Consider the following 17,397-nt stretch of genomic DNA (forward strand, 5'->3'; position numbering starts at 1 on the left):
TCATGGGCCGGTGCAGGCGATGGAGGCTTCTTCCATCGGTGAGAAGGCGCCGTCCGAGCGGACGATCATCACCTGGACGCAGGTCTGCCCGGACGGGTTCGGCGTCACCTGGATGGGGGGCTGGGCGATGGACTGGTATTCGCCGCCGCCCCCGATGGTGTAGACACGCCATTTGTAGGTGTCTCCGGGCTTGGGCTGCGGATTGTTCCAGGTGAACGAGGCGCCGCCGGGGGTCAGGGTTCCGGTGAGCCCTTCGACGTCGGGCACGGTGCCGTTGTCCAGCGCATCGGGCGGCGGCTTGCTGGCTTCCTGGCTCTGCGTAGCCTTGGGCGCCTGCGGTGCGGCGTTGGCGATCACGATGCCGACCACCGCGGCGAGGACCAGCAGGGTACCGCCGGAGATGGCAAGCCAGAGGTTGCGTTTCCCGTGGTCAGTGCCGGAAGCGGCGGCTTCGGCCGGTTCGTCCACCTTTGCGGGCCGGTGGAGCGTCGTATCGGCAACGTCTCCGCCGTCGGGAAGCCTGCCGTCCTGGGGCCCGCCGGCCTGAATCCTGCCGTCCGGGGAAAGTCCGGGGGTAACCGGCGCACTGCCGGCAGCGCCACGGAGGACCGTGGCCGGGGTCCAGTCCTGGGGCTGGGCAGCAGGCGTTGGCGGCGCCAGGGCTGCCGGCGGGGTAAAGCGCGACGGCGGCGCCTCCTGTGCGGGGACCTGCGGCCGGGTGCGGGCCGGGAAAGTGGGCGCACTGCCGGTCCGCTCCGGGTCGATGGCCGCGATGCTCCGAACCCGCGTTTCCTCGGCGCCGTCGTCCGGGTGGCTGTCCTCCTGGTGCGGCTCTTCGAGAACTTCGAAGGGCGTGACCGAAAGGTTCAGTTCAGCCTGGATGCGCTGCAGGGCAAGGGCGAAGGCGTGGGCCGAGGAGTACCGGGACTGGGGTGACTTGGCCATGGCCGTGGACAGTGCCAGTTCCAGGGATTCGGGGACGTCGGCGCGGCCCAGCCGGGGCACGGGCATGTTGCTGATTCTGCTGATCAGCTCGCGCTGGGAGTTGTCGGCGCCGGGCATCACGAAGGGCGACCGCCCGGCCAGCAGCGTGTACAGCGTCGCGCCAAGCGCCCACACGTCCACCATCACGCCGTCCACGGTGCCGTCGGTGAACTGTTCCGGCGGGGACCACGGGATGGACATGCCGGAGTCCTCGTCGGCGTCGCCGGCCAGGGTCCCGGAAATGCCGAAGTCGGTCAGGGCAGGGCGGTTGTAGTCCGTCACCAGGATGTTGGCGGGTTTGATGTCGCGGTGCGCGATGCCCGCGCGGTGGGCGGTCTCGACGGCGGACGCCACCTGGATGCCGACGGCCAGCACCTCATCAACGCTGAACCGCTGCCGCCGGTACCGCACGTCCAGGCTGGGCCGCGAGCAGTACTCCATGGCCAGGTAGGAGTGCCCGTCGTCGGTGACCTCCGCCTCGAAGATGGTGACGATGTACGGGTGGGAGGACAGCTGGGCCATGAGGTTGGCCTCGGACTCGAACCGGCGGCGCGCACCTTCGGTTTTCAGGTCCGAGAGCAGCACCTTGACGGCCACCCTTCGGCGGGGCCGGTCTTGTTCGTAAAGGTAGACGTCGGAGAACCCGCCGGATCCCAGCAGGCTGATGTAGGTGAACCCCGCGATACGGGGCGGCGGCGCAGGCGGCCGTTTGGAACTCAAGGAATCTCCTCAAAACGCAGAGAGATGTTGTCGCCAAGTTCAGCGATGTCCCCGTCCAGAAGGATGGCCATCTCGTTCTGGGCCAGGCGGCGCGGGGGCTGGCCTTCGCGCACCAGGACGGTGCCGTTGGTGGCTTTGAGGTCGCAGAGCATCACGTGCCAGCCCTCCAGCCGGACTTCGACGTGCGAGCGGGAGATATCCCCTCCCGGGCTTGCCACCTGGACCAGCCGGGGCATCACTCCGCCCTGGACCCGGGACACCGAGGGTTGCCGGCCGATCACCAGCGACTGGTCGAGGTCCACGAGTTCTCCGGTGGAGATGCGCATCCGTCCCAGGCGCGGACGGGCCACCTGGACTGCGTCGGGCAGAAGCCCCGCGCCGCACGCCGCACAAGTGGCACTGGTGGGCGGATTGGGGTGGTCCTGAGGGCAGAGCCGTGCAAGCACCAGCGGCCCGGCCGCCTCAGAGGAGTCTGTCACCGTGCGGACGGGCCGGGCGGCCATCCCTTTCAGGCTGCCCTTCATCACTGTCTGGCCGTCGTGGTCGGCGTCGTATTCCGGATGGTTTGCTTCCGCCGCGGGCGCAACAGGAACCGATACAACAGGGGCGGCTGCACTTCGGGCCACCGAGGCTGTGGAGGGTGCCGCCGGCAACATGGGGGCGGGAACTGCAGGCGGCGGCGCCGGTTCGCTGCTGCCCCCGGCCGCCGTCCGCCATGGCACGGAGTTGATCAGCCCGCTGGTTGGGGCCGTGGGTGCGGAGTTGGGTGAACCGGCGGAGGGTGCTTCCGGAACGACGGCGGGCGGAGCGCCTGCCGTCGCAGGGGATACTTCCGGGCGGGCAGGGGTATCGGCCGGGCCAGATTCCGATGACTCCCCGGACACCTGCTGTTCAACGGCCTGATCTTCAACGGCCCGCAGTTCAGCGGCTTCGGGGTCCTGCGCCTGAGGTTCCGGCTGGTCTGCTGGCTCCGGCTCTTCCCGGACGGCGGCATCTTCGATCCTGCGGACCACGGTCCGTTCCCACAGGTGGTCATACGAGCTGGTCATCTCGCTGGCCACTGGCTGTTCGGAAGCACTGGACGTAGTGTCCTCCCGCGCCGCACTGAGGCCAGCTTCAGTCGCGGGAGCAGCACCAGTTCCAGGGGCAGCATCAGTCCCGACGCCGCCGTCATCCTCCCGGGCAGCTTCCGGGTCCGGGTCAACGCCTGAATCTGGGTCAGCGCCTGACTCCGGGGCAGCGTCGGTTTCGGCCAGGCCGTCGTCCTCGAAGTCCTCATCAATGACCGCATAAACGGTCTCCGCCGACGCCCCATGCTCGGGAGCAACAGTGATCTCCGGAAGGTCAGCCTCTTCGGACGCTTCAATCACGGGGCCCGGGACCGCGGAGGTGGGCTCCGCTAGCGGAGGTGCTACAAAAACCGGCGCGTCCGGGTCGGCTGCAGAGGGCGCCGCAGCAGCGGTTCCGGCAGCAACAGCGGGCTCAACTGCTGCGGGAGCAGGCCTGGCGGCGCCGCTGGCCCTGGCCCCGAGGGTGAGGACCAGGGACTGCAGCAGCACCACGCCCTCCGCCAGTGGCAGGTCCGGCAGGTCGGCGTGCAGGGACGCTGGCTCGGGGTGCAGGCTCCGGCCCGCCGCGGGAATCACCAGCCGGCACAGCCCGGACTGATCGAGCCGCCGCTCGGTCCAGGTGGTCACGTCCCGGCCGTTCAGCTCCACCGGGCCGTCGGCCGACTGGACAGTGACGTCCAGGTCCCCGCGCAGGAAGACGCGCAGTGGTCCCTGGAAGTCGAGGATGCCGAAGGACGGGATGTTGGCCAGCGATCCCCCGGAACTGCTGGTCACCGCATGAAGGACTTCGTGCACTTCCGGCCGGCTTTCGAGCAGGCCCCAGAGTGCGGCAATGAGGGCCGGCTTGGTGTCCGGCTCCAGGAGGACAGCCGTGTGGGAGCGGACGATACCCAGCCAGGTCCCGGGGATGTAACTAACGGCGGTCATCGCCCGGTTCCCCACTCTCGTCGGCTTGGCCCGATTCCACGGCTTCCGGCTCCACCCCGCCGGCGTCAACAGTGCCCGCTTCAATACCGCCCGCGTCAACCGTGCCCGCTTCAACAGTTCCCGGTTCCGCAGCCTCTGGTTCCCCAGTGCTTGAATCGACGGTGCCCGTGCGATCTACAGCGCCCGTACGGGGCAGTGTTGTTTCGTCTTCGGCCGTCTCCGGGCGCGGCGCAGTGGTTGCTGCACCGGCATCGTTAAGGACGTTCCGGACGTCCACCACAATGACCGTGACGTTGTCCCTGCCGCCGCTGCGAAGCGCAGCCTGGATCAGGGCGTCCGCCGCGTCCTGGGGGTGGCCCACCGTGCTGAGGATCCGGTAGATGTGGTCATCCGTCAGCTCGCCGGTAAGCCCATCGGAACAGATGAGGATGCGGTCGCCTTCCTCCACGGGCAGCAGCCAGTAGTCAGCCTCGGTTTCGTCTCCGGTCCCCAGCGCCCGCGTGACCACGTGCCGGCGCGGGTGAATGGTGGCCTGCTCTGCGGTGATCTCCCCGGCGTCAACGAGTTCCTGGACTTCGGAGTGGTCCACGCTGATCTGCTCGAACCTGCCCTGGCTCAGGCGGTAGGTCCGCGAGTCGCCAATGTTCATCACCAGCCAGTACGGCATGCCCATCTGTTCCACGATGACGGCACCTGTGAGGGTGGTGCCGGCGCGTGCGCCGGTGGCCTCGCGAATGGAGTCGTCCGCCTTCACCAGATACTGCTGGAGGACCGCAGCCGTGACGCTCCGCTCCCCCGTAGTGAGCTGGGGTATCGACGCCAGTGCGCGGACGCACATTCCGCTGGCAACCTCACCAGCTTCGTGTCCGCCCATCCCGTCCGCCACGGCGAAGACAGGATCGGAGGCAATGTACGAATCCTCATTCAACTCCCGGCGGAGTCCCCGGTCCGTCCCGTGGCCGACGCTCAGGCTGAGCCCTGCCCCCGGTTTAGTGCTGGAGGGAACGCTTGCGGGCTGTTGGTTCATGCCTGTCCTAGGTAAAAGGTACGGTCTCCAAAATGGACACTGGATCCCGGGGTAACAAATGCGGGCACTCCCGGCTGAAGGGGCGTGCGGTGGCCGTCGGGGGTGGTGACGGCGCTGCCGTTGGTGGAGTTCCGGTCCGTCACCCAGACGCCCGCCCCGTCCGTCAGCAGGTGGAGATGGGTCTTGGAAATGGACCGGCCGGGGTCATCGACGGCGAGCAGTTGGGCCTGCTGTTCGCCTGCCTGGCCCACAGGGTTCCTGCCCACCAGCACGCTGCGGTCCAGCTGGAAGTCGCGGCCGTCGTCGAGCCTGATCCGCAGGACCGCCACCGGTGCAGGTGCTGCGGAGCCGGGGCGCACCTGGGTGCGGTCCACGTCGTCGTCCGGGTGCCATTGCTGGATGCGCGGTTCCGGAACTGTCTGGACAGGCACCGCAGCGGGGACCGTCCGGGCCGGAGCCGCTGCGGCAGGAGCGGCTCCGGAAGCCGCGGCAGGACCAGCGGGGCCGGGGACGTGCGGGAGGGAATTTGCGCCTGGCTGCCGGACGTCGATGACCTTTGGCGCGTTGGCGCCTGCCACCGGCGACAACACCTGCTGCACCGGCGGCAGGTCCAGCGGGGCAAAGCTGTACGGCCCCTGGATTCCGCCGGTGGCGATGGGGTTGCGGCCCGCCTTGACGTCGAAGGCGAGGGTTTTCGCGGCAGTATCATGCCAGCCCCGGAGCCGGCCATTTTTGTCCCAGCTGTTGGAGACCACCACCAGCACAGCCCAGACCGTTCCCGCCAGCATCAGCGGTCCGAGCACAAAAAAGGCAACCGCGAACCACTGGAAGACCACCACAAGGATGGCCGCCAGCAGCGCCAGCAGGATGCCCGCCCCGGTGACCAGGCCGCGCAGGAAAACAGGACCGGCGCCCGGCGCGTAGCCGTCATTGTCCGCACTGCGGATCCCCATCAACAGGTTCCCCAGGGTCTTGCCGGTCCGGGCTTCCCACCCCAGCACCACAAAGAGGTACACGAGGGTCAGTCCCAGCCCGATCCCGCCGAACAGCACCAATGAGGCGGTGTCGTAGATGATGAAGCCGCCGCTGCGGGTCCGGGTGATGCCTGCGAAACCGAGGGCAAATGTCACCACGAGGACAGCCAGGGGCGGGAGCCAGTCAATCACGGCAGCGCCAAGGCGCTTGCCCGCCGTGGCTGGAACAAGCTGAAGATTCACTGCCATTCCCGTTCCTCCCCCTGGACCGGCCCCCACCTGCACGGTGGACCCGCCGGCGCTCCCCCGGCCTGTGCCCGCGTTGATGCCCGCCGCCGGAAATGCCTGCGGCCTTTCTACTACCGGGATAGTACCGGGAATCCGGGGCGGGTGCGCGGCGGGGGTACCGGCGTGCTGCTCAGCCACCAGGTGGGGCTGGCGAAGGCTGCGGGCCGACCGGTTGGGCAAGGGCGCGCCGCAGGCGTTGCAAAAAGCAGCCCCGACGCGGATGGGTTGCCGGCAGTGCGGGCAACGTCCTGCGTCGTCTATCACTGGGTTCCGGATCCTTGCGTTGGGGTCTCGGGGGTTGTTGCGTCAGAAGCTGCTGCGGCGGGTGCGGCCGCTGCGTCGGGTCCGGCGGGCCCCGCTGGCGCTTCCGGCCCGGCAGGACGACGGCGGCCGCTCCCCTTGAGGGACGGCAGAACAGGCAGTGCCAGCCCTGCGCCGCGGCGGCCCAGGAGGGTGCGGGCGTCCGCGAGCAGGGAACGTGGCGAGAACCGTGCCTGCTGCCGGCGCCAGAACCCCACCGTGGAGGTCATCTCCTTCAAGGACCCGTCAACGATGGTCCAGTACTCCCGGACCTCGTCCTCGCTGGGCTGGCCGGCACCGAAGATCGATGCGTCAGCCCGCCTGGCCAGCATGGTGGTGGTGCCGCCGCTGGCGGGGAACGCCTCGGCGAGCACGGCGGCGCTTTCGCGGCGCGTGGAGCGGGTGTCGACGGCGGCGCCCATGTCCGTGGCAAGGCTCACCACCTCACTCCAGCCTCCGCCGACCCGCTGCGCGGGGTCACCGTCCCGGAAACGGGACTTCCGGCGTCGTGATTTCAGCAACGCAACCAGCAGCAGCGGCAACGCGAGGATGGACAGCGGGATCAGCGCCACGCCCAGGGCGCCCAGCAGCGCACCCCAGAAAAGCCAGGGGTTGTTCTTCTTCTGGTCCGCGTCCAGCGCGTCCGGCGAGGAATCCGGCGGCAGGTCCGCTGGTTCCTGCGGCGGGGGCGGCGGCTGCAGCACCTGCGGTTTGGGCTTGGACTTGTTCTCGGGATCCGGCGGGATGGGCACGTTGTCCTTGGGCGGGGTGGGGTCGAAGCTGACCCAGCCCACCCGCTCGAACGCGACCTCCACCCAGGCGTGCACGTCCTTGCCGGTGATCTTTACTTCCCCTGCCCCGTTTTCGGGGCTGGTCGGCTCGGGGTAGAAGCCCATCACCACGCGGGACGGGATGCCCAGGTGCCGGAGCATCAGGGACATCGCCACTGCGTACTGCTCGTCGTCCCCCAGCATCTGCTTGGCCGTCAGCAGGTTCCTGATGCGGGCGGACCCGTGGCCCGAGACGCTGGGCAGCTGCCCTTCGCTGACCAGGCCGTTGCTGAAGGCGCCGGTCTTCTGGAAGTGCGCTTCAATCTGGCGCACCCTGTCGATGGCCGTAGGTGCGTCGGCAGAGAGGTCGTTGGCCTGGGATCCCACCACCGGTGGCACCTCGGCAGGGGCCGGCAGTGACACCTGGGCGAAGTCGTACTGCGTCAGCTGCCCGTGTTCCAGCTTGACCGGATCGGACACCTGGACGCTGTAGGAATCGCCTTTGGACAGCCCGTTGGTGGTCACTGCGGTATCAGTGCCCGAGTTGAAGTAGAGGCCCGAAGCGGCGGCGGAGGCGCCCTGGTCGAAGCTGATGCCGGTGGTCTTGCGGCCTCCTGGGACAAAGAAGCCCTGGTAGTCCTCGATGGTGATGCCGATGGAGTAATCGTTGGTGGGGACCACTCCAGAAGTGTCGGCCAGGGTGTTGATGGACTCGGTGTCGCCTACTTTGCTGAAGTTGCCCGAGCCGTTGGGATCCATGTTGTAGTTGGTGCCGTTGAACGCGTCCAGGGCACCGAGCCGGACGCGGCCGTCCCGCGGGAGGCCCTTGACGACAAAGAGGGTGTCGTCCTTTTTGTCCTTGACGAACGTGCGGAAACTTGCCAGCGGGGTGATGTAGTCCTTGGGATCGAACGGAGGGACCACAACGTTGCGGAGGACCTTCCGGTCTCCCCCGGCGGTCACAAGCGGGGCGGACACAGCGGTGACAGCCACGCTGGCGGCGATCACGCCGGCGGCCATGCCCAACCTGCGCAGCTTGGCCCGCTGGGCTGTGGCGGAGTCGGTTTGCGGGTTGTTGACGGCCACCTTGCGGCTGCTGCTGCGCCGCAGGGCGTCCCGGCGGAATGTCGCCCAGGCGATGCCCAGCACCGTCAGGCCGATGCCGCGTTCGAGGGTAAGGAAGGCGGCGTTGGTGCTGAAAGCGATGCCCGTAATGAAGAGGACCAGTACCGGAATGAGCGGCAGGTACGGGCTCCTGGCCCGCCAGGTGAGGATCCCTGCCACCAGTGCAGTGATCATGGAGCTGAGGAACGGGACAATGAGCACGCCGCCGGCAGTTCCCACCGGGACCCCGACGGTGAGCATGTCCTTCCAGGCGAACACAATGCCCAGGAGGAGGATCCGGAGCGAGTCCAGGGTGGGCACAAAGCCGGCGATGGCCGAGTCGGGCACTGCCAGCAGGGTCCCGAAGACGAGGTAGGCCCCGAGCGCCAGGGCCGAGGTGATGAGCAGCCCAAGGCGCAGGTGGGCGTTGACCACGCCGATGGCCAGGCCCAGGATGATCCCGCCGAAGCCGGACACCAGATAGTAGGGATCGCCGCCGAAACTGAGGCCGAAGCCGAGCAGGCCCAGCCCCAGGAGGATGGTCAGGGCGCCGGCGTCGAGCAGGAAATGCCAGAGCGGCTGGCCGTCGGCGAAGCCGGACTGCAGGCCGCTGCGGGTCTGCTGCCGGGCGGATGTGGTGCGCGGACGCAGCCCTGGTGCGGAGGTCATGCTGCCGCCTTCCGGAGGACGATGCCGAGGTCGGCGAGGTCGCCAAGGGTGAGTACTGTCAGGTCGGCGATGTTCGCCCTGCTGGACGCGGCGCCCGCTTCCACGCGGACGGCGAGGCTGCGCACCCCGGGCGGCACGGAGGCGGCGGCGGACCGGAGCTGGGTGGCGGTGACGTTGCTGCCCACCACAAAGAACACCACGGAGGCGTTGGGGACGGTGTCGGCCAGCGTCCTGGCGAGGTCGACGGCGGTGCGGCGCATGGGGGCGCCCACGATCCGGGTCATGTCATCGAGCATGTTGCGGCCGGTTTCGCACCTCAGCGGCCCCTTCTGGGTGAGGACGTCCAGTTCGCGCTGCTCGCGGATGGCCTGCCGGCCGATGGAGGCTGCGGCGGAAATCGCCATCTCGAATTCCTCTTCCGAGGCGTATTCGTCCGTGTTGATGGACAAGGAAACGGCGAGGTGGGCGCGGCGGGTCTCTTCGAACTGGCGGACCATGAGCTTGTTGGTCCGCGCCGTTGTTTTCCAGTGGATGTGCCGCCGGTCATCGCCCGGGACGTAGTCCCGCAGGGCGTGGAAGGAAACGTCGGCGCTCGACAGATCGGTGGTGGGCATGCCTTCGAGGTCGCGGATAAAGCCGGCAGCCGATCCGGCCAGGGCCACCGTGCGGGGATGGACGAAAAGGTCCTCGGGCTCGGTCCACAGGACCTGGCGGCGCAACAGGTGCAGGGGGTCGGCGCGGACCGAGCGCACCGGACCGACGACGATCACGGCACGCCGGGCCGTGGGGATGGTGAAGAGGTCCTCGTGGACCTGCTGCGGTTTCATCCGGGGCAGGTGGAACACCGCGGTGACACCTCCCACGGGCAGTTCGACGGCGGCGGGCAGCAGGGGCCGGTTGGAGGTGTTGGTGACGGCGATGCTGCCCACGGCGCTGTCCCCCACGGCAACGCGGGTGCGGGCCAGGTCCAGGACCACGCCATAGGTGGAGCGCCCGAGGATGAAGCCAACGGCGATTACAAACATCACAAAGGCTGCCACGGCGGCGGCCTTTGCTTCCTGCCAGCCGTAGGCCTGCCCTGCGGCCCAAAGGAGGATGGCGGCGGCCAGCACGGACCAGCCCAGCACGCTGATCACGGAGAGGACGGGCCAAGCGTGCTTGAGCCATGCTTCTTTGACGGTTCGCCAGGCGGGTGCCAGGGCAAGTCCGGCAGTGCTGCTGGCCTCAGCCCAGACGGCGGACGGGTGCAGGCGCGTTGGCTGGCCGTTCCGGTGGAAGGGTTGCCTGAGGCGCTCGGCGATCCGGGTCAACGGGGTGCCGGTGGACATATGTGAACCTTCGTTGTGCTGCTGGGGATGGACTGTTAGCCGGGTGCGGCGGTCAGGCGTTGGTGCGCTGCTGCGGCGCGGCCACGTCCGCCAGGATGCGGGTCAGGACGGCTTCGGCGGTGGCGCCGGAGAACTCGGCTTCCGGGTCCATCACAAAGCGGTGGGTCCACACCACGGGGGCGAGTTCCTTGATGTCATCGGGGAGGACGAAGTTCCGGCCCTGGGCCGCTGCCCAGACCTTCGCGGCACGCACCATGGCCAGGGCGCCGCGGACGGAGACTCCCAGCCGGGTTTCCGGTACGCTGCGGGTCTCCTCGCAGAGCCGGGAGATGTATTCCAGGACCGCGGTGTCCACGTGGGTGGTGGCGGCGAGGTCGGCCATGTCCGCCACAGCCTGGGTGGTGATGACGGCGGTGAGTTCCAGGGAACGGTCCTTCAGGTTCGAGCCGCCCAGGAGCCGGACCGTGGAGGCGTGGTCCGGGTAGCCAATGGACGTCTTGATCAGGAAGCGGTCAAGCTGTGCCTCGGGCAGCCGGTAGGTGCCCGCCTGTTCGATGGGGTTCTGCGTAGCCATCACCATAAAGGGGCGCCCCGCAGCGTAGGTGACCCCGTCCACCGTGACGCGCGATTCTTCCATGACTTCCAGCAGGGCCGACTGGGTCTTGGGCGAGGCGCGGTTGATTTCGTCAGCCAGGACGATGTTGTTGAAGATCGGGCCCTTGTGGAACTCGAACTTCTGCGTCTTCTGGTCATAGATGGTCACGCCGGTGACGTCCGAGGGCAGCAGGTCCGGGGTGAACTGGATGCGGTTGTTGGATCCCTGCACCGTGGCCGCCAAAGCCCGGGCCAGGGACGTCTTGCCGGTGCCGGGCGCGTCCTCAAACAGGACGTGCCCCTCCGCCAGCATGGCGGTGAAGGTCAGCCGGATGACGTGCTCCTTGCCCAGGACGGCCTTCCCCACGTTGGCGACGAGCTTTTCGAAGGTTTCAGCAAACCAGGCGGCCTGCTCGGTGGTCATGGTCATGGGGTTTGCTCTTCCTTCTGTGATGGTCAGGTTGTGGTGCGGGACCGGGAGTACCGGTCCCGCTGGTGCGCCGGTGGTGCCGGCCTAGCGGTTGGGCATGTTTGGCGGCGGGTTGCAGCCGAGGCTGCTGGTATCGCAGCGGATCCAGTTGCCGGTCGCCATGCCGGAGGTCAGGTGGTACCAGATGCCGCTGGGGTTGTTCGAGGTCTTGTACCAGACCTGGTAGCGGTCCGTCTGTGCGCCGGCGCCGGCGTCGAGCCACTTGCCCTCGCCGTTGCACTGCGACGGGTTTCCGGCAACATAGCTGTCCGTTCCCTTGCGGGGTTCGGTGCAGCTACGGACCGGGCTCGCTGTGATGCTCCAGGAGGTGGGCGGCGGAGGCGTCGGATCGGCACCGGATCGTGAATTCGCTGAGCCAGGAGGACCGGGGTCAACCGTCACCGCCCGCACCCGGAGGGTCCGTACCTGGTCCCATCCGCCCGCTGCCCGGTCATAGCGGTTGGCTGTCCCCACGTTGATCCAGCCGCCGCCCTCGTAGCTCACTTCAAAGTGGCTCAGGGGCCGGCCGTTCATTGCCGGGTTGTTCCAGGTCCAGTGGACGTCGCCATCGCCCTTCGCGGACGTGCTTCCGTCAACGTTGGGGGCGTTGGGCGGCCCGTAGGGGTTGCCGGTGCCGATAGCGCTGGCATCGCCGGACACGTTGTTCTTGGTGGACGTGGCGATGATGGTGACGGTGATGTCACGGCCATTGGTCATGCCGCCGATCACTCCCCCGCCTGCGGTGATGGCGCCACTCTTGCCGTCGGCGTTGTAGCTGTAGGCGATCTCACTGGCCGTGGAGCCGTTCCGCTGGGCTTCGGTCAGCGGCGTGAAGGTTACCTTCAGCTGGCCGCTGGTGCCGGTGGCCGCCACTGTTCCGCTGCTGACCTGGCCGGGCTTGCCTGCTGCCCGGATGGCAGCCGACTGGGGGCTGGTACCGCTGGTTCCCGCCTTGTTGGTGGCGGAAACCGTAAACGTGTAGTTGGTTTCCGAGTTATCCACCGTCACGTTCTGGGTGGTGCCGGCAACCTGCTGGCTGGACACCACAGCCCCGCCGCGGAGGGTGGTCAGGGTGTAGGCCGAAACGGCGTCACCGTTGTTGTTGGGCGCAGCCCAACTGACCTTCAACTGGCTCTGCGAACCCAGTGAACCCGCCTGGGCAGCGGTAGGCGCGGTAGGAGTTGCCGGGACCCCGGCAGGAACTTCCGCAGCCGAGTACGGGCTCCACTCCGACGGCTCCTTGGCATCATTGCGCGCCAGGACCCGGACCTTGTAGGACACCCCGTTCTGCAAGCCTTTCCAGACGTAGCTGACAGCGGTCAGGTTCTGGATCTGGGCGTTCTGCCCGGGCGGCGCCGGCGAGATTTCCAGGTCGTAGGACTTCACCGGCGACCCCTTGCTGGCCGGGGCGGTCCAGTTGATGGACAGCTCCTTGTCGCCGAACTTCAGCGACGGCGCCAGCGGTGTATCGGGTTTGACGTCCGGACGCACCTCTGCGGAGGCGGGCGACCGGTCAGACTCGCCGAACTCGTTGGTGGCCGTCACCTGGAAGTGGTACTTGGTGTTGTTGACCAGCCCGTTGAGGGTGCAGGTGTTGGCGGGGCAGTCCTGCAGGAACCCGCCCTCGCCGTAAACGGTGTACTTGGTGATGGGTGAGCCCCGGTCCGCCGGCGCCGTCCAGTTCAGCAGTGCCGTCCGGTCCCCCACGCTCTGAGCCTGCGGGGTGGTGGGCGCCTGCGGTTTGTCCTTGACGGTGAGCCGGATGCGGGCTGTCGCCTGGCGGGAAGAATCCCCCGTCTTGTCGGCCACCGTGTAGGACACCACCATGGTTCCGGTGAAGCCCGGTGCGGGCGTCACGGTCACCGAATCACCGCTGACCTCCACGTTGCCGCTACCGGTTTCCGTCGCGGCCGCAATAATTTTCAGGGCCGTTTCCGGGAAGGGATTGGCGTCGTTGGCCAGGACGTTGACAGTCACCGGTTTTCCGGCCGCGGCGTTGGGTTCCAGGTCGTCGTTCGCCACCGGTTTGGGCCGGTTCGAGGCGGTGACGGCGAGCTGGTAGGTGGCCGTGGCTTCGAGACCGCGCGGGTCCCGGGCCTTGACCTGGACGGCGGCAGTGGTTCCCGTGCCGCTGGAATCCGCCGCGGAGACTTTCAGGGCCTTGCCGTCGATGCTGGCGTTGAAACCCGCTGGTGATCCGCCCACCAGTTCGTACTTCATCTTCTCAACGTCGTCCCGGTCCGGATCCGATGTCAGCTTCGCCAGGTCGGTGCTGGCGGAGTCGCCCTTCGGGACCTCCACAGTGGCGCCCAGGAGCTCTGGCGGGTTGTTCTTGTTGGGATCGGGGAGCACCTTGGTGCGGATACTGAGCGTGGACTTCAGGCCGGCCGGATCATCCGGGCCGGTACCGTCCGTCACTTCGAAGGTCAGCGAGCCCGGGCCAACGTAGTCGGCGCCTGCCGTGTACTTGAGGCCGGTGCCGTCCCCGGTGACGGGATCGCCGCCGTCGGCGCCGATCAGTTTGATCCGGTCCGCCTGGGTCAGCCGTGGGGAACGGCCCTCGCGGACTTTCACCCACTCGTCCAGGTCAACGTCCACGGACTGGCCCGCGATCACCTCGATGACTTCGTCCTTGGCCAGGGTGGGCACCTGCTGTCCCAGGCCCGGGACCCAGATGACCGCCGTCGACTGCTGGCCGTCCACGTCCTCCACGGTGTATGGGATCAGTTGCGGCTGCTCGGTCAGGTCCACCACCATGTTGCCCTCGGCGCCGGGCCGGGCCGTGGTGGCCTCGGTGCTGATCTTGAGGTTTTCGCCCACGCCGTCGGGGTCCTCGTCGTTTTTCAGGACGGGGACATCAACAGCGGTCTTTCCCAGGGTCTGGGCGGACGTCACCCTGTCGTCCCGGGCGATCGGCGCCTTGAGGGGCACCTCGTTGTCCACCACCACGCGGATGGCAGCCTGCGCCGAGGCGTCCCTGTCATCGGCGATGGTGTAGCGTACGTTGACCGTTCCGGCTTCGCCCGGCGCCAGCAGGATGATCCTGCCGCTGGCCTTGCTCACCGTAGCCTGCAGTGCCGGATCAGCTTCGATGCCGTCGGTCAGGATGCGGATGAGGTCGCCGTCCGGGTCGGTGTCATTTCCGGTGGCGTCGACGGCGATCTGCCGGCCTGGCCGGACCCGGACTTCGTCGTCCACGGGCGTGGGTTTCTGGTTGACCTCGCCGCGCGGGGCCATCCCGACAGTCACCGTGCCGGTGTTGACCGCGCCCTGCCGGTCCACCACCTTGTAGCGGAACGTGTCCGTACCGGCGCCGTCGCCGGCCGCCGTGAAGTCGATGAAGTTGCTGCCCACCGTGGCGGTACCCATGGCCGGGGTGCTGTCGATGCCGGTCAACTGGACCGAGTCGCCGTCGGGATCGATTCCGTCCAGCGGGACAGGAATCCGTACGGTGCCGCCAGCAACCACCCGTGCCGTCAGGTTCCGCGGCTGCGGACGCGAATTCTCGGCGCCTTCCAGCGGCAGGATATGGATGGTCACGGCCGCGGCGCTCTTTTGGCCCTGCGGGTCCACGGCGTTGTAGATGGCCCGGACCGTCTTGGGCTGGCTGCCGGCGATAAAGCGGAGGGTGTTCTCCGAGACGAAGCTTTTCCCGTCCGCCGGGTCCACACCCTGCGGCAGGACCGGATCGACCGTGAGTTCCTGGCCCTGCGGGTGGGTGTCGTTATCCAGTACGGGGATGGTCACGACGTCGTTGACCCGGACATTCAGTTCGTCCGGCTTGGGCTGGGGTGCTTCCACGACGGCGGGCGCCGGGACCGGAACCACCGAGACGCTGCCGGTGGCCGGCTTCTTCCCGTTGGACATGGTGTATTCGAAGAGGATGGGGTCCTTGGTTCCCAGGATGTCCGTGATGCGCAGGACGCTGTGGTTGATCACGCTGACCGACGCAGTGGAATTCTCCGGGAGCTTCACCGACTGCAGTACCAGGACGCCGCCGGACGGATCGGAGTCGTTGGCGAGAGGGTCCAGCAGCACGCTTCCGCCCGTGGGCATCAGCGCGACGTCGTGGACGGCCACGGGGTTGCCGGTGTCGTCGCCGGATTCCACGTCCACCCGGATGAGGCCCTGGCTGCTTTGCGGCCCGTTACTGGCGATGTAGGTGAGGTAGACGGGCCCGGGGGTGGTGCTGCGGAAGGTAAACGTGCCACCGTCGGTGACGGGGCCCAGCTCGGCCGGGCCGTTGGCTTCCACCTGGGCCAGGCGGAGGGCGCCCCCGTTGGGGTCGACGTCGTTCTTCAGCGGCGAGATGACCAGGTCCTGGCCTACCACTGCGGTGACGTGGTCGGCGTTGACCACCGGCGCCAGGGCTCCCGGGGGCTGGACGTTGACCACTACTTTCCCGCTGACTGTGGCGCGGCCGTCCCAGATGGTGACTTCGACGTTCTTTTTCCCGGCGGTGGCGCCGGAGTCCTGGAATGTGAGCAGGCCGTCGCGGCGGACCTTGACCTGGTCCTGTTCGTTGTCTGCCTTGGCGTCGAGGAGGACCAGGTCGTCGCCGTCGGGGTCGATCCAGTCGGTGAGGATGTTTTGGCTGACGGTTTTGCCTTGTTCCACCAGCATGGTGGTGGAATCGCCGCGCTTGAACTGCGGCGGCTTGTTCTCCTCCGGACCCACCACGCTGAGAGTCACCTGCCCTGCGGCGGAGAGGCCGCGGCCGTCAGAGGCGTTGTAGCTGAACGTCTCCGTCCCGGGTTTCGCGTCGGCCGGGACGGAGACCTGGAACGCGGTGCCGCCGTAGATCTTCTCCAAGGTGCCGGCCTTGGGGCCGGAGTCAGTCACGGCTGCAGTGAGGACGTCGCCGTCGGGGTCCGAGTCATTGTCCAGGACGCTGAGGATGGTGGTCCGGCCCGGGCGGACGCCGACGGCGTCGGGCTTGGTTTCGGGCGGACGGTTGGGTTTGGTGCGGTCCGGCAGGACGTTGATGGTGTTGTTGTCCGCCGATTCCTGGTCCTGTTCGTCGGATTCGTTTTTGGGTGGAACAACGTCGTCCCAGTTGTTGACCAGCTGCATGTTCTGGTTGACCAGCCACACATTGCCGGAGTTCACATCGTTCAGGACCACCAGGTCCCGGTTCACCCGGAAAACATACGACGGCGACGCACTCGCCTTCGGCACGTCCACGTTCTTATCATCAGCATCATTCACGCAGTCACGGACGTACTTGTTCGCCCCCGACCACGCCGCGTGAACACACCCGCCCAACTGCACCGGGCTGGCCGGAACACCCTCACCACCGAACGACACCGTCTTCGCCGTACCACCGTCCAGGGGCTGCTTCAGCAACGCCTTCGGCGTGGAGATGGCAACAAAATCACTGCCAGGACCGGTCTGCTGCAACTTCGCATCCCGCGCGTTCTCCAACTGCAACCGCTTACCACCAGGCAACAACAGCTTCCCCGCCGCCGCATCCAGGACCACCGGCTGATCCCCCACCACAGTGATCTGCAGATCCCCGGCGCCCTTCAACTCCCCCCAGGTTTCAACATCCGAGGACGTGACTTCACCGTTGGCATCAACACCAGTCACCGTCACCACACCGGACTTCGGATCCGCCGAATAAACCCGGTCATCGGCCCCCACCGCCGACACCGTACCCTCCGAACCCACCAGCACCGGCTCGGTGGCCTCCTCATCAAAACCATTCACCGTCGACGGCGACACCGCCCACACCTTGCCCGACGCAGCATCCGTCACCGAAATCACGTCCGAACCGAAACTCACATCAGCAGCACCCGGCAACTGCTTATCCCCGCCCAGACGCATGTTCGCCGGCGACACCTGATTCAACGTCGAACCAGACTCATCATCAACAAACACCTCCCCCGCATCCTGCAAAATGTCAAACGTCGTCGACGCCGGCGTCACAGCACCATCCAAAACACGGGACGGATAATTCAACCGGCCCACAGCATTCTTGGACTTCGAGACCACCCACACGCCGCCGTCGTTCAAATCCACCTCAGTGGTCTTAAACCCCGGATACAACACAGCACCGGTCACTACCACAACAACAGCAGCACCAAACGCAGTACCACTCACGAGCTTCTTATGGCGCGTTTTGAGCCCAAGCTTCCCCAGCAGACTTGTCACAGCGTTACGTTTCCCTCAGT

General features: G+C 67.4%; 8 protein-coding genes. All 8 read right to left on the reverse strand.

The window, feature by feature from the left end:
* Positions 1 to 1,704 (reverse strand): serine/threonine-protein kinase, encoded by a 1,704-nt coding sequence (locus BMX78_RS07595; protein WP_091418312.1) that lies wholly within the window; start codon positions 1,702 to 1,704, stop codon positions 1 to 3.
* The gene (locus tag BMX78_RS07600) at positions 1,701 to 3,701 is read right to left on the reverse strand and encodes an FHA domain-containing protein (protein ID WP_091418314.1); all 2,001 of its coding nucleotides are present in this window, start codon (positions 3,699 to 3,701) and stop codon (positions 1,701 to 1,703) included. Before BMX78_RS07600 ends, BMX78_RS07595 begins: the two co-directional genes overlap by 4 nt.
* Positions 3,688 to 4,728 (reverse strand): PP2C family protein-serine/threonine phosphatase, encoded by a 1,041-nt coding sequence (locus BMX78_RS07605; protein WP_091418316.1) that lies wholly within the window; start codon positions 4,726 to 4,728, stop codon positions 3,688 to 3,690. Before BMX78_RS07605 ends, BMX78_RS07600 begins: the two co-directional genes overlap by 14 nt.
* Entirely contained in the window at positions 4,725 to 6,254 is a 1,530-nt protein-coding gene (locus BMX78_RS07610) for an RDD family protein (RefSeq protein WP_353615431.1), read from the reverse strand. Before BMX78_RS07610 ends, BMX78_RS07605 begins: the two co-directional genes overlap by 4 nt.
* Positions 6,251 to 8,833 carry a transglutaminase-like domain-containing protein gene (locus BMX78_RS07615; RefSeq protein WP_091418319.1) on the reverse strand — a complete coding sequence of 861 codons (2,583 nt, stop codon included), beginning with the start codon at positions 8,831 to 8,833 and terminating at the stop codon, positions 6,251 to 6,253. Before BMX78_RS07615 ends, BMX78_RS07610 begins: the two co-directional genes overlap by 4 nt.
* Positions 8,830 to 10,161, reverse strand: coding sequence for a DUF58 domain-containing protein (locus BMX78_RS07620; RefSeq protein WP_091418320.1), 1,332 nt, complete (start codon positions 10,159 to 10,161; stop codon positions 8,830 to 8,832). Before BMX78_RS07620 ends, BMX78_RS07615 begins: the two co-directional genes overlap by 4 nt.
* A gap of 52 nt (positions 10,162 to 10,213) precedes the next feature.
* Positions 10,214 to 11,185 carry an AAA family ATPase gene (locus BMX78_RS07625; protein ID WP_091418322.1) on the reverse strand — a complete coding sequence of 324 codons (972 nt, stop codon included), beginning with the start codon at positions 11,183 to 11,185 and terminating at the stop codon, positions 10,214 to 10,216.
* Positions 11,186 to 11,269: 84 nt separating this feature from the next.
* Positions 11,270 to 17,377, reverse strand: a complete 6,108-nt coding sequence (locus BMX78_RS07630; protein WP_091418323.1) for an Ig-like domain-containing protein — start codon at positions 17,375 to 17,377, stop codon at positions 11,270 to 11,272.
* Positions 17,378 to 17,397 lie beyond the last annotated feature (20 nt).

Source organism: Arthrobacter sp. OV608 (assembly GCA_900110595.1).
Lineage (GTDB): Bacteria > Actinomycetota > Actinomycetes > Actinomycetales > Micrococcaceae > Arthrobacter.

What these genes read in the sequence shown, in the direction of transcription:
- BMX78_RS07620 (WP_091418320.1), bottom strand. Translation starts at nt 10,161, where the DNA reads ATGTCCACCGGCACCCCGTTGACCCGGATCGCCGAGCGCCTCAGGCAA.
- BMX78_RS07625 (WP_091418322.1), bottom strand. Translation starts at nt 11,185, where the DNA reads ATGACCATGACCACCGAGCAGGCCGCCTGGTTTGCTGAAACCTTCGAA.
- BMX78_RS07615 (WP_091418319.1), bottom strand. Translation starts at nt 8,833, where the DNA reads ATGACCTCCGCACCAGGGCTGCGTCCGCGCACCACATCCGCCCGGCAG.
- BMX78_RS07600 (WP_091418314.1), bottom strand. Translation starts at nt 3,701, where the DNA reads ATGACCGCCGTTAGTTACATCCCCGGGACCTGGCTGGGTATCGTCCGC.
- BMX78_RS07605 (WP_091418316.1), bottom strand. Translation starts at nt 4,728, where the DNA reads ATGAACCAACAGCCCGCAAGCGTTCCCTCCAGCACTAAACCGGGGGCA.